Below are 16,128 nucleotides of genomic sequence, written 5' to 3'. Positions count from 1 at the left end.
CTTAACGTGATGCGATAAGACTTGTCTCTTCCAGTACATCCAGTTCTTTTATCTGCTCTGTTATCAATTTATAATCTCTTTGTCCAAGGGTGCGGACATCCAAGAGGATTGTGTCGTTCACCGTCCTTGGAATTACCGGCACCGGCAGGTGGCGGAGGCGCTCTTCAAACTCCGGCACGCTGATTTTCTCCGGATGGATGGATACTGCCATGCTCGGTATCCTTTCCAGCGGCAGCGAGCCGCCGCCTATCTGTGACTCGCAGTGCTCCGTCTTAATCTCTGCCGGCAGATGTGCATCTTCCAGCATACTCGCAAACCCACGGGCTTCCTTCTCCACTTCTTCAAGCGGTTTTGTAATCATCCGCAGCACCGGGATATTTTCCACTGCCTTCTTTTCAGAAAGGTACTCCTGCAGTACAAGTTCCAGCGTGGCAGCCGTAAATTTGTCGATGCGCAGTGCCCGCGTCAGCTGGTTCTTTTTCATCATATCGATGTATTTCTTCTTGCCGATGATAATGCCTGCCTGCGGACCCCCAAGCAGCTTGTCTCCGCTGAAGCAGACGACATCCGCGCCTTTGGCAATCGAATTCTGTACGGTAGGTTCGTACGTCAGGCCATATCTGCTCAGGTCAATCAGCACGCCGCTGCCGAGATCTTCTATCACAGGAAGATCATGTTCCCTTGCGAGGGGAACGAGCTCGTCAATTTGCACCGTATCTGTGAATCCTACGATACGGTAATTGCTCGTGTGCACCTTAAGCAGCGCCTTCGTCGCCTCTGTCACCGCATGTTCGTAATCATCATAATGTGTCTTGTTCGTCGTTCCCACCTCGACAAGTGTGGCGCCACTTTGTTCCATCACGTCAGGTATGCGGAATTTGCCTCCGATTTCCACCAGCTCTCCCCGGGAGACGACCACCTCTCCCCCCTTGGCTATGGAACTCAGGATAAGCATGACTGCAGCTGCATTGTTATTAACCGCCATGGCAGCTTCCGCCCCTGTCAGCTTGCACAGCAGCTTCTCGAAATGAGAATAACGCTCGCCGCGCCGGCCCTCTTCCAGATTGTACTCAAGGTTGGAATATCCGGTTGCAATCGCTGCCACCTTCCTCATATGTTCCCCGCTGATTGGAGCTCTGCCCAGATTCGTGTGAAGAATCGTCCCGGTTCCATTGATGACCATACGCATATTCGGCCTGTGCATGGCTGCCACCGTCATCTCGATATGGGCCGTCAGCATCTCAATCTGAGCCTTCGCCATCTCCTCATCATCACATCGGCCGATAAACGCACGCAGCTTGTCCGTCTCAACACGAATCGCTTCCATCACCGTATCCCTGCTGTAATGTTCAATCATCCCCTGGACGGCCTTGCTCTCCAGGAGCACATCCACCTTAGGAATACTGCGGTACAACATATTCTTGTCCATAATACTGTTCCTTTCAAAATAGTTTGAATTGTGTGAAAATCTTCAAAGGGGTCAGACCCCTATATGCATAGGGGTCTGACCCCTTTTAAAATAACCTGATTAATCTGTCACTTTTCTCGGCTACTCTCCCGATGACTGACACTTTTGTATCCATTCCTGCCTGTCGGAAATCGCCCATCATCTCTGCAAGGTTTTCTTCTGCCACGCTGATGAGAAGTCCTCCCGAGGTCTGTGGGTCATACAGCAGATCCAGATAATGCTCTTCCACAGACCCGGTCTCTACTTTATCTATGGAATATCCTCTGTTCTTATATGCCCCTGCCGGTATCAGCCCCATCTTCGCGTAGTCGACGGCGTCATCAAAGTAGGCGATGTCGCGCACGTTCAGTTCAAAAGTGACACCGCTTGCAGAGGCCATCTCCACGCAGTGGCCCAGCAAGCCGAAGCCCGTGATGTCCGTACAGGCCGATACGTCGAAGCGCTCTACGACCTGCTTCGCCTTCTTATTCAGCGATGCCATGACTGTCTGCGCCTCACGGACAGCTCCCGGGGATGCCATCTCTGCTTTGATGGCTGTATTGACGACGCCACTTCCTATCTGTTTTGTCAGCACGAGGATATCGCCCGGCCTGCATCCATAATTTTTAAATATCTTGTCCGGATGCACGAAGCCTGATACGCACAGCCCATACTTCGGCTCGTCGTCCTGTACCGAATGGCCGCCCACCAGCACGGCGCCGGCTTCCTTGACCTTCGCGGCACCTCCCGCCAGTATGTCCCCGAGTATGGACGGATCCAGACAGTTCGGAAATCCGACAACGTTCAGGGCCACCGCCGGTTCGCCTCCCATAGCCCATACATCGCTCAGCGAATTTGCCGCTGCAATCTGCCCGAACATATACGGGTCATCCACGATAGGCGTAAAGAAGTCCACGGTCTGAATCATGGCAATATCGTCTGTCACCTTATATATGGCCGCATCATCTGATGTCTCAATGCCTACTATTAAATTTTCATCCTCAAACTGCGGCAGCTTACCCAGAACCTGGGCAAGGGTCTCCGGACCTAACTTGGCCGCTCACCCCGCAGTCTTGCTCAGCTGTGTCAGCCTCACTTCTGGCTTCATATGCCTGTCATCCTCCTGTCTGTATCTGAACTGTCCCGTGTCTTTGGCCAGTTTCTGCTCCCGTTACGGCTTGATTATCTTAGACGCCCCCGCCATAGTCTCAACTATGCTGTACATATTGGTCACCGTTCCGACCGCAAGCTTCTCCTTCAGGCCATAATAGTCAAGGCATGTCCCGCACGTCATGATCTCGACGCCCTGGGACTCAAGAAGCCTCAGATCTTCCAGAGAATCCGAACCTTCCGCCGTAAGGGTCGCGCCTCCATTATAGAACAGCATCGTCTTCGGAAGCACATCGAGCTGCGTTACGGCAAAGAGAAAGCCCTTCATGAGCACCTTCCCTAGTTCGTCGTTGCCCGTGCCCATCCGGTCGGAGGAAACGGCAACTACAAGGGGCTCGTTCTCCTCTTCCTTTTCAGCCAGAGCGTCCTCCATCTGTATCGTTATCTTATATGCTCCCTCAGCCGTCTGCTCTGAAGCAACCCTGCCTCCCTCGCTCTCTGCCATCTTTGTCACATTCTGCACGGCAATCTCATTGTCTACCAGAACTTCAATCGTCTCCGGCCCTGTAAGCGCCTGTATTGCCTTTTTGGTCTTGATAACCGGGACAGGACAATTGTCTCCCATTGCATTGACTGTAATCATCGTACTTCCACCTTTCCAGTAATTTGATGTTCCCAACACCTGGCACTTATAGACACATTCTATCACTGATGCCGAAAAAGGTAAATGGGAAATTAGCATTTATCTCGTATAATATTGCGGGACAAGGCTTCTTTCAAGCCCCACGATATGATACCTTCCATTGTGGTAATATGCCGGTCTCAGTCCGCCTTTCCTAAAGGCACGAAGCAATTCCTCCTCCGTCTTTACTTCCTCCGGAAAATAAGTGGCACATACGCCGACCTTTTCCGGTACATGGCAGTCGCTGGAGCCCAAAGTGACAAGATCAAGCCTGTCGGCATAAAGCGCTGCCCTGCCGCATGCTTCGCGTGAAGTACTTCCGTTCAGCACCTCTATGCCGTCCAGCCCCTTCACCTTCAGCAGATGTTCTTCCAGTCCCCTGTTGTTATTCCGGAACGGATGCGCGGCAAAGCAGACCCCGCCCTGGGACTTGACCATATCAATAAATTCTTGCGCCGGTATACGCTCTTTGGGATATTCCCTGATACCGAATGCGACGATATCTCCTTCCAGAGAATAATATTCAATCCCCGTAAAAATGGGAAAATCCACTTCTACAGAATATTCTCTGGCATGCTCCCTCAGTCCCATGCTGTCATGGTCTGTAATGCAGATGCCTCCTAATCCCCTTTCTTTTCCTATCTCCACGATTTCCCGCAGCGTAAGGAAACTGTCTTTTGAATAAGTCATCTCATGCATATGCATATCAATAAACATGCCGTCCACTCCTGTCTGCTTAAAGCAATATAAAATGTAGCGGTTCCCCGCAATAATACCTATGTACATTATATAAACCTTCCGTCCGCCCATCAAATAGACTTTTTTTATAATGGCCGTCTATTATAGAGATTATCTATATGATGATTTTATAGATGTTTTGTGATATACTTGTCCCATGATATACACGGAAGAGGGCATATCTGCCTTGTTCCGCTTCAACATTGAAGAATAAGGACAGAAAGGAATTTCATATACATGTGGATTGCAGACCAGTGGAAAGATTATGAAGTATTAGATTGCAGCAGAGGCGAAAAGCTCGAACGATGGGGCGGCTATCTCCTCGTACGCCCGGACCCCCAGGTCATCTGGGATACCCCGAAGGAACATAAAGGATGGCATGATAAAAACGGCCACTACCACCGCAGCAAGAAGGGCGGCGGAGAATGGGAGTTCTTCCATCTGCCTGAGCAATGGCAGATTCACTATAAGGAGCTGACTTTTAACTTGAAGCCTTTTAGCTTCAAGCATACAGGACTCTTCCCGGAACAGGCCGTAAACTGGGACTGGTTTTCCGATAAGATAAAAAAAGCGGGACGCCCCGTAAAAGTTCTGAACCTGTTCGCCTATACCGGCGGCGCCACTCTAGCGGCGGCAGCGGCAGGCGCAAGCGTCACCCACGTCGATGCCTCTAAGGGCATGGTTGCCTGGGCAAAGGAAAACGCAGCGTCTTCGGGACTTTCTGACAGGCCAGTACGATGGCTTGTGGATGACTGCGTCAAGTTCGTGGAGCGGGAAATACGCCGGGGTAACACATACGACGCCGTCATTATGGATCCCCCGTCATACGGGCGAGGACCAAAAGGGGAAATCTGGAAGATCGAAGACGCCATACACCCGCTTATCAGATTATGTGCCCAGCTATTGTCCAAACAGCCTCTGTTCTTCCTTGTCAACTCTTATACGACAGGGCTTGCCCCTGCCGTGCTGACCTATATGCTCAGCACGGAATTAAAGAAATATAACGGCCATGTAGACTCCCAGGAAATCGGGCTGCCTGTCACAGACTCGGGGCTGGTACTGCCCTGCGGGGCCTCCGGCCGATGGGAGGCAGAGTAGTTGGTTTCGTAAAGGAGATGCTACCCGGCTTCCGTCCGGCGCCCCAGTTTACTCTCCTCTCCCATTGAAGGCCTCCAGCAGCGCAGGTACCTCGTGCAGCGTTTCCACTACTTTATATGTAAGCCTCGTCAATTCTTCATCCGGACTTACCAGGTCGGGCACCATCACAGGCACCATACCCGCAGCGTGGGCAGAACGTATGCCGTTTGGAGAATCCTCCAGGGCCATGCAGCGGCCGGCTTCTGTTTCAATCGCGCCACACGCGGACAGATATATCTCTGGATCCGGCTTGGCCCGGCTCACCATATCACCGAATGCGAAGCCGTCAAAGTATTCTTTGATTCCAGCATCCGTCAGATTGCGCAGCGCATATTCGCCTCTTGAAGAAGTGGCGACAGCAGTCTTAAGCCCGTGCGCCCGCGCATACCGAAGAAGCTCTTTGACCCCGGGTTTCATAGGAAGCCCCTCCCTATCTGTTATCTCACGGAAACGCACCCTCGTTAGAGCCGCAAACTCCTCATGTGGAAAATCCGCTCCGACAGCCTGTGAAAAATATACTCTCCGGCTGGCTGCGTTCATCCCAAGCGTATGATATATATGACTGCCCATTTGCGGAATCCCAAGTACGTTGCCGCAGTCCTCCCAAGAGCGCTGGACAATGCGCTCAGAATCAAACAGCAGGCCGTCCATGTCAAATATAAGTGCATCTATCATCTTCTAAAACTCAATTCCTTTCCCAAGAGCATCCTTCAAATAATCCGATACCTCTTCAAGCTTGTTGATAATCTCCTGCTTCTCCTCCCACTCGTCGCCCCGCATGTCTTTACCTGCAAGACATTTCTGAATATGCTTCACTTCTTTTATCAATTCTTCTGTCATGATGATATCCCCCTTTGCTGTCCTGCTGCGATCTGCCGGCAGCAGCCTATGGCAGATCAATCTGTATAAAGACAGTATATCACACTCTGCTGTGGCGTGACAAATTCTTCCTCCATTTCCATACCAACGTATTGAATGCAGGCAGCTCAATGAGGTATACTGAAAAGTATCAATAATAAGAAAGGTCGGCCATTATGAAAGAAATAAAACGAATTCCACTTGAAGGGCTCTTCAACACACGTGACCTTGGCGGGTTCCCCGCAGCAGGAAACCGGCACATCAGACCCTGCAGACTCATAAGAAGCGGCATGCTCCGTGATATGACCCGGCAGGACAAGGAGACCCTCGTCTATACATACGGCTTAAAGAACATAGTAGACTTCCGCACCACGCATGAACAGTCCGAAAGCCCGGACCCGGATATTCCAGGGGTGCAGCACATAAGCAATCCCATTTTAGAAGCCATGACAGCCGGAATTACCCACGATGAAGAATCCGACAGGCAGCTCTCCCTCGGAGAGGCCACCATAAGCATGAAAGAGCGGGGCATAGACCCGGCCGCCTATATGCGGCAGATGTATGAAGAAATCATCACCAACGAATACTCGCTGAAGCAGTACCGCCGCTTTTTTGATTTCCTCGCGGCACAGACCGGCGGCGCCACGCTCTGGCACTGCAGCGCCGGTAAGGACCGGGTCGGTATCGGTACCGCTATGCTTCTCTTTACACTGGGCGTGGATTACGATACGATTATGGAAGACTATATGATGACAGGCACGTTTCTGCAAAAAGAGGTTGACAAGATTATAAGCCAGCTCTCCCACCGGATCAAAGAATCGTCTGCACTGGAAAGCATACGGATCTGTATGGGAGTAAAGGAAGATTATCTTGAAAGGGTCTTTACCATTATGAAGCAGACATCTGGCAGCATCCGTGCGTTCCTGGAAGATAAAGTCGGACTGGACGAAGCTAAAAGGGACACATTAAAGGCACTGTACCTCGAGTAACAGTGCCTTGGCAGCATTATGTATTGTGCCTCATATGTTTTTAAAGAATACATAGCGGGGCAGTCCTCCGTACTTCTCTTCTTCCGCTACAATGTCATATCCAAGCTTCAGGAAATTATTTACACTGTAGATGTTATCCGGGTGTGCCGTTCCCATCACATATTTATATTCCGTACCCGCCAGCAGTTTCTCGCCGCTGTCCATGAGCTGCTTCTGGATTCCGCGGCCGCGGAAATGAGGAACGACAGCCGCGGACTCCATATGCGCCACTGCCATCCCCTGTTCTTCCGTAAGCTTTATATAGCTCCCGAGATTATCTTCAGAATTTCCCGGATAACGGACAACAAGGAAACCCGCCATAGCATCGTCCATAACAGCTTTTAATGTAATACCCTCTTCTTCGATATGCCGTTCCAGAAAAGAGGTATCATCGATGACATACCAGCCCGAATCATGGATAAGCCGGTGGGCCTCTACCATGATTCTCCGAATCGCAGGAACATCGCCATACCCTGCCCGCTCAATACTCATTCTCTTGCTCATAAAGCCTCCCTCTCTCCATCCGTCAGCAGGTAGTAAACGAATGGCAGTTGTGTTATGATAAAATATGCAAAAACAAACGGAAAGGAACATATATGTTATGAAAATTATGATTGCATCTGATATCCACGGATCAGCATATTACTGTAGAAAAATGATTGACGCATACCACAAGGAGAAGGCAGACCGCCTTCTGCTGCTCGGCGATATCCTGTACCACGGTCCCCGCAATGACCTGCCGAAAGAATATCATCCGAAGGAGGTCGCCTCCATGCTGAACGCGATGAAGGGGGAACTGCTCTGCGTCCGTGGCAACTGTGATACAGAAGTAGACCAGATGGTTCTTGATTTCCCGGTCATGGCGGATTACTGCCTGCTGGAACTCGGCGGACGTACTGTATACGCCACCCACGGCCACCACTTTAATCCCCAGACGCCGCCTCCCCTAAAAAAAGGAGATGTCCTGCTGAACGGGCACACCCACGTACCGGCCAATGAGGACATGGATGGTTATACGTATATGAATCCCGGCTCCGTCTCTATCCCGAAGGAAGGCTCCTCACGCGGCTATATGCTGTTTGACGGCCGTTTTCAGTGGAAAGACCTGGATGGCGGCACATTAGATATCTAAGCCGCCTCATTCCACGGCCTCTTTCTTAATCCGTTTCCGGTAAAGCTGCCTCAGCCATCCGACCAGCAGCGTCAGGTAGCGCAGCACAGGCTCTGTCGCGATTGAAAATACGACGAAAAGCATGATACATTCCGCGGACATTCCCGTAATGGCGAACAGATCAGGAAGGAAGATGCTACACGCCAGAAGTCCGGTAATGCTCCCGATCCAGACGATGATCCGCAGCGTATTGAGCGGCTGGCATATCTTGAACAGAATCATAAATCCGACAATTGCAAGCAGCATCGTTGCCGCTGTAGAGATATCCGTCGGGCTCACGTCAAAGGTTCTGCCGAACACGACGAGTGCGCCGACCGCAAGCACGTCTGTCAGTCCTGCCGGCAGCGCCTTCAGGAATACATTCGTCAGGAAATGTCCCCTGATCACCTCCCTGTTCGGCTGCAGTGCCAGGAAGAACGCCGGTATCCCTATGGTAAACATACTGATCAGCGATATCTGTGACGGTTCCAGAGGATAGGTAATCATAAAGGCCACTGAAAACAATGATAGCAGGAAGGAGAATATATTCTTGACAAGAAACAGGCTTGCCGAGCGCTGGATATTATTGACAACCCTGCGGCCTTCCAGGACAACAGAAGGCATGCACGAAAAATCCGACTCGAGCAGCACCACCTGGGAAGCCTGGACTGCCGCCTCGCTCCCGGATGCCATGGCGACGCTGCAGTCCGCATCCTTAAGCGCGAGCACATCGTTGACACCGTCACCGGTCATGGCAACGGTCCTTCCCTGACTTTTGAGCGCCTGCACGAACTGGCGCTTCTGTGCCGGCGTCACACGTCCGAACACGGTATAATCTGCTATTGCTTCCGCAATGTCCTCGTCCGTATGAAGCGTGGCAGCGTCCACATAGCTCTCAGCATTTCTGATACCGGCTTCCTTGGCCACCTCCGACACCGTCAGCGGGTTATCGCCGGATATGACTTTCACTTCTACTCCCTGCTCTGCAAAATAAGCAAATGTCTCAGGCGCTTCCTTCCTGACCGGGTTGGCCAGAAGTATATAGGCAAGGGGCATCGCCTTTCCTGTCAGCGCTTTCCCGTCAACCTCACCATCATAGTCTGCAAAGACAAGCACCCGGTATCCCTTCCCCGCATACTGCTGAATCTCCTCTTTATACGTCTCATAATCGTCCCGGAGGATGAATTCCGGGGCACCGAGCACGTGGGCCTTGTCCTCATAGGTGACTCCGCTGTATTTCGTCTTGGACGTAAACGGCGTAACCTTGACCGGCTTCTCGTCCGAGTGCTCCTTAAAGTAAGACTTGAGCGCTTCCATCGTGCTGTTGTCGCTGCTCATGGCAAGCGCAAAATCTCCAACCTGCCTGGAGAGGCTGTCATCACCTTTGGTACTGACTGGAATAAGCTTCTTGACGCTCATCGTATTCTCTGTAATCGTCCCGGTCTTGTCCACACAGAGCACGTCCACCCTCGCCAGCGTCTCGATGCTCTTCATGTCGTGAAGCAGCACCTTCTGCTTTGCGAGCCGCATGGAACTGACCGCCAGCGCGACACTGGCAAGAAGATAAAGGCCCTCCGGTATCATTCCGATAACAGCAGCTACCATGGAGGTGATGCTGCTGCGGAACGTCTCATGGTTGAAGAACAGTCCCTGTACCACAAGGGCGATTCCAATCGGTATGAGAGCGATGCCGATGAACTTCACCAGCTTGTTCAAAGAACGCATCATCTCAGACTGCTCGCCCTTCTGCATCGCCTTGGCTTCCAGCGTCAGCTTGGATATATAGGAATCGGCTCCCACATATTCCAGCCTCGCGTGGCACTGTCCGGCGACTACAAAGCTTCCGGACATCAGATGGTCTCCCCTTTTCTTCGTAATCTCTTCGGACTCTCCGGTCAGAAGAGATTCGTTGACCTGCACCTCGCCTGCTGCCACGACCGCATCCGCGCAGATCTGATTTCCTGCTTTGAAGATGACGATATCATCCAGCACCAGTTCCTCAGAATCGACTGTCGACGTCCTTCCTTCACGCACCACAGACGCCTGCGGCGCATGGAGCATCGTCAGCTTTTCAAGGGTGTTCTTGGCCCGGATTTCCTGCACGATGCCGATAAGCGTATTGGCGATGATGACCGGCAGAAACGTCAGGTTACGGAAGGACCCGACCAGACAGAGCAGCACGGCCAGTACTCCGAATATAAGGTTGAAATACGTAAATACATTTTCATGTACAATTTCTTTTACTGTCTGCGCCGGGGGATCCACAGAGACGTTCCGGTATCCCGCCGCGGCATATTCCTCCACCTGCCTGGCTGAAAGGCCCTCTCTGTAGTCCGGCTCGCAGCGTGTGACCGGAGCACGCTCTTCCTCATAATCATATGTCTCTTCTTCTGTTTCTGTCCCATATCCGGACTTCCGCCTCAAAAACATGATATCCTCCTTAAGCTGACCCTCCGGCAGCGCTTACACTTCGTACCGCGCAAATTTGCACCGCAGGGAAACATAAGGTAATTATACCTCTGCACACCTTATAATTCTATAAACAGTTTCTGAATTTTGTCTTATTTTTCCTGCAAGCCCTTCCGGCCTATACGTCAATATAGATAGTCTCTTCCATACTTGTCCAGAAATTCTCCTATCGGTATCGGCTCGGAAAAGAGAAATCCCTGTCCGATATCACAGTGGTAGCTCTTTAGAAGCTCTCGCTGTTCCTCCGTCTCTATCCCTTCGGCGACCGCCGTGATGATTCCCAGCTCCTGGCACATCTGAATCGTGTGTTCCAGCACGATGCGCGAGCGTCTGTTCGTCATGATATCCCTGATAAGGCTCTGATCAATCTTAAGCTCCTTGAATTCCAGTCGGGCGAGAAGCGACAGATTGGAATATTTCGTCCCGTAATCGTCCAGAGAGAATGCAAATCCGTGATCTTTAAACCGCTCCATCAGTTGTCCCAGCGCCTCTGCTCCCATCCTGCTTATGCTCTCCGTAACCTCGATCGTCAATAGTCCGGGGGCGACCTGATACTTTCCTCTTATCCTGGCAAGGCTTTCTATGATGTCTATCCCCATCAGGCTGATTCTGGAGAAATTGACGGCAATCGGAATCATACGGTATCCTTTTTCCTTCCAGTTATCCAGAAGCCTGCACACCTCTTCGAACACATACAGATCCAGCTGCTGGATAACCCCCTCAGCCTCATACAAAGGGATGAACTGTCCCGGCATAAGAACTTCCCCATCCCCCGTCCGCCTTCTGACAAGCGCCTCCGCGCCGTACAGTTCTCCTGTATCTATATTTACCTTCGGCTGCAGGTACACTTCAAATTCGCCTGACGCAATTTCTTCTACAAGCCTTTTGGCAAGCATCTCGTGATAGGAGTTTTTCCCTTCTACGCCATTGCCATAATAGACCTGCTTCTCGACATACATCATGTTGTCGCTGTATCCAATCTGCTCTTTGACGTCCACGTTGCCCACACGATAATTGATTCCCATGGAAAAGTCACACATACAATCTTCCTGCTCAAACCTCCGCAGACGCATAAGGCGGTTGTCAAACTCGCTCTGGCCGCCATTGATGAACAGGCAGACAAACTCGTCTCCCCCGACACGGTATGCATTTTCCGGAAATATTTCAGACAGTCCGGATGCCACATTCTGGATGATGCAGTCTCCGTACTCATGTCCGTATTTGTCGTTAGATGCCTTCAGCGAATTGATGTCGATAAACACGACGCCCAGCGAATTAAGCTCCGTATCCTGCAGCTTCTCAATCGTCTCTATATAAAGGTTGCGGTTCCCAAGTCCGGTCAGGGTATCTCTGTAGCTCAGCTTCCGGAAGTTATCGAGCATATGCCGCTTTGTTATGTCATTTTCTATAAAGTACGGCACAGACTGGAGCAGCTTTATCTGTTCCGTGCCACAGGTAGGATTATCCACACCGATGAATCCCATAAGCGCCCCCTCCTTCCAGAAGGGCGCTGCCATGAGCTTCTCAATCCCCTGGGAGGCAAGGAGTTCATAATCCTCCGAACCTTCCTCCACAAATTCACATAGGGAATCAACATAAAATTCACCCCTGGACTTGAATGTTTCAAGCCATACATCCACCACGCAGATGGGAAGCTTCTGCAGATTGTCAATCTGAGGCGTAACACCCTCTCTGCACCATTCATAAGAATTTGACACTGTCCGTGCATCGTAATCTATCTCAAATATATATGCACGCTCCGCCTGATAGAATTCGCCGATTATACGCAGCAGCTTTTCGATAGCCGTATCAATCTCCGTATGTTCCGACAGCGTATGAATACATTCCACCAGCGTCTCTTCTACAGACAGCTGCCGCTCCAGTTCCAGGTGCTCTGCCTCAGATTCTGTAATGTCCATGCTGATTTCCAGCCGCATGCTCCTGCCGTCAATCTCTATCAGCTTATCTTTCAGTTCGTAGTGTTGTTTCAATATAGGATTGTAATGTTTCCATACATGACAGCCATTCTTCTTCAGATACTCGTTCGTACAGAACGGACACGGACTATCCAGCCCCTGAAGGACTTTATAACATTTGTCCCCGATGCACTTACGGTCGATGTCAAACTTTTCCATCAGCGCTTTGTTCATATACACCAACTCATAGTTCTCCATATCTGATATATATACCATGTTTTCACTTTCATCTAATATAAGAGAAGATATCTGATCGTATTCCAATTTGCAGCCTCCTGTCCTGTCCTTCAAATCTGATATAGCTATTATACTCTACTTTCAGCTGGCTGTAAAAGTAATCTTTCACTTGTCTTGGCTGTCTTTTATGTATTTCTCTGCCGCCGGATCTTTGATATTATATATGCGCTGCCACTCCTTCGTGGCATCATCCCGTTTTGCCGTCGACTGGTTTCTGTACAGGAACCGGACGAGCGGATAAGGGTCTATCCATATCTCATTGTTCCCTTCCCTCTGGGATTCGTCAAAGATAAGCTGCAGGCCAAAATGCAGATGATACGTGTCGATGTTATTGACATTCTCTTTCGTACTGTATCCTGTACGTCCCATATAGCCGATGACATCTCCGGCCTGCACGACCGAGCCTTCTTTCAACGATTTGGCAAAAGGGAAGTCCTGGCGCAGATGAGCATAGTAATAGTACCGCCTGTTGTCGAAGCTGCTTACGCCTATACGCCATCCGCCGTACTGGTTCCACCCGAGCTCCATCACATAGCCGGACTCCACAGCCACTACCGGCGTACCCACCTGCCCCATCATATCATGCCCCAGGTGGTTTCTCTTATAGCCATAGGTCCTGGATACTCCAAAATCATCATAATCACCGTAAGGGAAGCCTTTGGCGATAGGATGGAAGGCTTTCAGTCCGTATGTTTCTGTATATTTCCCGTCTTCCCCCTGGATCTTGAACGTTCCGACCATGCCGCCGAGCACGGACTCATAAGCCTCATGGTAATATTCATAATACTGCATGTCTTTCGTGAGTGTTTCCATATCGGTCCCGTCCTGGGACAGCTGTTCTGCCAGCGTATCCATGTCACTGGCCTTATAGCTTGTAAAATCGCCCCCGTACTTTGCCCCGAGATATGAAAGCAGCTCTACCCAGTCCAGATGTGGTTCCTTACCGTAGGTGTCTACATCATACTGGTACGCTTTGTCCAATGCCTCATAACATACATTAAACTCCACCCATTTGATATAGTCATCTTCCTTCTCATTTGCCACGGCGGCCGTCTTCTCCGCGTTTGCCCTTCCAAATAGAAGCGCGGCGGCAAGGACAATCAGAAGCAGCTCGGCGGCAATGCCCTTCGGTGATATAACAAACTTACGCATACATGCTCCTGTATAACGGATTCCTAACAGTCTATGACATGGGACAGTTCCATATGCCGCCCTTTTGAATATATTAGTAAAAAGAGTATACACCTAAAGTCAGGAGCAATGTCCATGCACCTTATATCATCTATACTGTTTGCATTGTCCGCCAACATAGACACCCTGATCGTCGGAATATCCTATGGTATCAAAAAGGAGCGCGTACCCTTTGCTGAAAATATTGTCATCAGCCTGATTACATTTGCCGGAACGATATTCTCCATCTATATGGGACTGCAGCTCACCTTATTCATTCCGGCCAGCGTCACCCAGAGAATCGGCTGTGTCGTCCTCATCATCCTTGGCCTGTATTATACGGTAAAATCCATAATAGAGTACCGTCAGGGCAAGCTGCCGCCGGATGACTGGGATAATCCGGAGGCAGAACCGCCGGATAAGACGATATCTCTGAAAGAAGCAATCCTCATCGCCTGCGCGCTCACCGTAAATAATATGGGAATGGGCATAGGCGCCAGCATCTCAGGGATGAAGCTCATCCCCACCTCCATCGCCACTTTACTCATCTGTATGGTATTCCTGCACGCCGGTAATAAAATAGGCCGGATAGGAGTATCGGGCGCTTTGAAACGGTGGGCCGGACCGGTCTCCGGCATGATACTGATCGTACTCGGGCTGTACGAGATGCTGCTATAGCATCAAAGCCCAAAAAAATAAGAACCAGAATGTACACCTCTTTTCCTTCCGGTTCTTATTGCCTACATATATCTTTCTGAAATCTTCCAAACACTTCGTATTATTATCCTTCATCCGGTAATTGCCCGTTTTTCTCTTCCGCCGAATCCAGGCAGACACTGCCCATCTACTTTTCTTGCAATAATTTCACTGGCTTGAAGACAAAAGGATAAGGCTGCCCTCCTCCATACACGCAATATACATGCATGAAAAAGAGCAGACTTACCGCTTCACACCTGTTCTGGCCTTCTAAAGCTTACCGTGGAATTTGTCTTTGTCAAATTCAGGGTTGAAGTAGTAGAAATTATTGCTGTCCAGCTCGTCCTTCGTCTTCTCCAGCGCCTCGCCGAAACGCTGGAAGTGGACAATCTCCCTTGTACGCAGGAATTTAAGCGGTTCTCTTACTTCCGGGTCCGTTATCATGCGCAGCAGATTGTCATAGACGGTCCTGGCTTTCTGTTCTGCGGCCAGGTCCTCGGTCAGGTCAGCTATTGCGTCGCCCTTGGACTGGAATTCCAGCGCCGTAAATGGAACAGACGCTGCGGCCTGCGGCCAGAGCGCTGTCGTGTGGTCGATATAATAAGCGTCAAAACCTGCTGTTTTGGCCTCTTCAATCGTAAGGTCTTTCGTCAGCTGGTATACCATGGCACAGATAATCTCCATGTGGGCCAGCTCTTCTGTCCCGATATCTGTCAACAGGCCGCCGACCGCCTTGACCGGCATCGTATACCTCTGAGCCAGATATCTCATGGAAGCGGACAACTCCCCGTCCGGACCACCGTACTGGCTTATGATCATCTGCGCCGTCTTCGGGCATGTCTTTGTAATCTTAACCGGAAACTGTAATCTCTTCTCATACTGCCACATTATACGCACGCTCCTTCCCAGGGCATCGGCCCAGTCTGCCAGCAGAATCTGCCGTCCTCTTTCTTACCACAATACGGAATGCACTCACGGGTAAGCGGGTAGAACTTTTCTGCAAACTGTTTTTTCAGCGTCTCCCTCTCCGTAAGCTTCTGCTCAAACAGGCTCAGCGCCTGAGCCTCAGCGCCATGGGTGTCAAGGTATAGTGTCAGATCATCAATTACGAAGCTGACCTCCGTTATCTGTGTCATGAGCTGTTCTCTTTCTTCCTGTTCCGGCAGCTTCTTTTCCGTACCGAACAGGGCACTTTTCTTATTGCCTTTCTCGCTGTCCGTCGCAAAAAACGGCATATCCAGCGCTTCAAATATGGTACCGGTGCACAGTGCTTTCTTATCATCATATATCTCACCGTAGTCCTGCATCGGTATATTGGCAATTGCTAAATGTTCTTTTGACATAATTTTCTCCTTTCCTGTATATACTAAATACTTGCCAGCTAAAAGTTTGCTGCACTTTTAGTATCTGCATAAAAAGGAGAGTTATAT

Annotated in this window: 16 protein-coding genes; 4 read left to right on the top strand and 12 right to left on the bottom strand. The window is 50.4% G+C overall.

Translation table 11 applies throughout. From position 1 onward, the window contains the following. Position 1 precedes the first annotated feature (1 nt). From selA to HJV72_RS16350, 4 genes are all read right to left on the bottom strand, one after another. Positions 2-1,429 carry an L-seryl-tRNA(Sec) selenium transferase gene (gene selA / locus HJV72_RS16365; RefSeq protein WP_208072581.1) on the bottom strand — a complete coding sequence of 476 codons (1,428 nt, stop codon included), beginning with the start codon at positions 1,427-1,429 and terminating at the stop codon, positions 2-4. 85 nt (positions 1,430-1,514) lie between these two features. After that, complete coding sequence (gene selD / locus HJV72_RS16360; protein WP_208072579.1) at positions 1,515-2,555, bottom strand: selenide, water dikinase SelD; 1,041 nt, start codon at positions 2,553-2,555, stop codon at positions 1,515-1,517. Between the two features lie 63 nt (positions 2,556-2,618). Beyond that, positions 2,619-3,200: a sulfurtransferase-like selenium metabolism protein YedF gene (gene yedF / locus HJV72_RS16355; protein ID WP_208072577.1), complete on the bottom strand. Its 582-nt coding sequence runs from the start codon at positions 3,198-3,200 to the stop codon at positions 2,619-2,621. A gap of 99 nt (positions 3,201-3,299) precedes the next feature. Next, positions 3,300-3,956 carry a PHP domain-containing protein gene (locus tag HJV72_RS16350; RefSeq protein ID WP_049730038.1) on the bottom strand — a complete coding sequence of 219 codons (657 nt, stop codon included), beginning with the start codon at positions 3,954-3,956 and terminating at the stop codon, positions 3,300-3,302. A 258-nt stretch (positions 3,957-4,214) separates the two neighbouring features. Between HJV72_RS16350 and HJV72_RS16345 the strand changes: the two genes are divergently transcribed. Beyond that, entirely contained in the window at positions 4,215-5,075 is an 861-nt protein-coding gene (locus HJV72_RS16345) for a class I SAM-dependent methyltransferase (protein WP_208072575.1), read from the top strand. A gap of 48 nt (positions 5,076-5,123) precedes the next feature. On the opposite strand, the gene HJV72_RS16340 is transcribed toward HJV72_RS16345, so the two are convergent. Together HJV72_RS16340 and HJV72_RS16335 are read right to left on the bottom strand one after the other, a co-directional pair. Next, positions 5,124-5,789 (bottom strand): HAD family hydrolase, encoded by a 666-nt coding sequence (locus tag HJV72_RS16340; protein ID WP_049729934.1) that lies wholly within the window; start codon positions 5,787-5,789, stop codon positions 5,124-5,126. 3 nt (positions 5,790-5,792) lie between these two features. Next, positions 5,793-5,954 (bottom strand): hypothetical protein, encoded by a 162-nt coding sequence (locus HJV72_RS16335; protein WP_198146295.1) that lies wholly within the window; start codon positions 5,952-5,954, stop codon positions 5,793-5,795. A 194-nt stretch (positions 5,955-6,148) separates the two neighbouring features. On the opposite strand from HJV72_RS16335, the gene HJV72_RS16330 reads away from it, so the two are divergent. Beyond that, positions 6,149-6,961, top strand: coding sequence for a tyrosine-protein phosphatase (locus HJV72_RS16330; RefSeq protein WP_208072573.1), 813 nt, complete (start codon positions 6,149-6,151; stop codon positions 6,959-6,961). 30 nt (positions 6,962-6,991) lie between these two features. Here HJV72_RS16330 and HJV72_RS16325 read toward each other — a convergent pair whose 3' ends face one another. Beyond that, entirely contained in the window at positions 6,992-7,504 is a 513-nt protein-coding gene (locus HJV72_RS16325; protein ID WP_049729931.1) for a GNAT family N-acetyltransferase, read from the bottom strand. Positions 7,505-7,601: 97 nt separating this feature from the next. Between HJV72_RS16325 and yfcE the strand changes: the two genes are divergently transcribed. Further along, complete coding sequence (gene yfcE, locus HJV72_RS16320; RefSeq protein ID WP_049729930.1) at positions 7,602-8,132, top strand: phosphodiesterase; 531 nt, start codon at positions 7,602-7,604, stop codon at positions 8,130-8,132. A 6-nt stretch (positions 8,133-8,138) separates the two neighbouring features. Here the strand turns inward: yfcE and HJV72_RS16315 are convergent, their stop codons facing one another. The 3 genes from HJV72_RS16315 to HJV72_RS16305 form a co-directional block, all read right to left on the bottom strand. Beyond that, entirely contained in the window at positions 8,139-10,580 is a 2,442-nt protein-coding gene (locus tag HJV72_RS16315) for a cation-translocating P-type ATPase (RefSeq protein WP_208072571.1), read from the bottom strand. A 164-nt stretch (positions 10,581-10,744) separates the two neighbouring features. After that, complete coding sequence (locus tag HJV72_RS16310) at positions 10,745-12,859, bottom strand: sensor domain-containing phosphodiesterase (protein WP_243765682.1); 2,115 nt, start codon at positions 12,857-12,859, stop codon at positions 10,745-10,747. Between the two features lie 78 nt (positions 12,860-12,937). Next, positions 12,938-13,984, bottom strand: a complete 1,047-nt coding sequence (locus tag HJV72_RS16305; RefSeq protein WP_208072569.1) for a M23 family metallopeptidase — start codon at positions 13,982-13,984, stop codon at positions 12,938-12,940. Positions 13,985-14,098: 114 nt separating this feature from the next. Here HJV72_RS16305 and HJV72_RS16300 point away from each other — a divergent pair, with 114 nt between their 5' ends. After that, entirely contained in the window at positions 14,099-14,680 is a 582-nt protein-coding gene (locus HJV72_RS16300) for a manganese efflux pump (RefSeq protein WP_049729927.1), read from the top strand. A 288-nt stretch (positions 14,681-14,968) separates the two neighbouring features. Here the strand turns inward: HJV72_RS16300 and HJV72_RS16295 are convergent, their stop codons facing one another. Further along, a complete protein-coding gene (locus tag HJV72_RS16295; RefSeq protein WP_049729926.1) occupies positions 14,969-15,586 on the bottom strand; it encodes a manganese catalase family protein in 618 nt (205 codons plus the stop codon). Beyond that, a complete protein-coding gene (locus HJV72_RS16290; protein WP_208072567.1) occupies positions 15,586-16,041 on the bottom strand; it encodes a spore coat protein CotJB in 456 nt (151 codons plus the stop codon). Before HJV72_RS16290 ends, HJV72_RS16295 begins: the two co-directional genes overlap by 1 nt. Positions 16,042-16,128: the final 87 nt, after the last annotated feature.

This window comes from Extibacter sp. GGCC_0201 (genome assembly GCF_017566055.1).
Lineage (GTDB): Bacteria > Bacillota > Clostridia > Lachnospirales > Lachnospiraceae > Extibacter.
The sequence above is the reverse complement of the archived record's forward strand: the minus strand, read 5'-3'. Positions and strand labels throughout refer to the sequence as shown.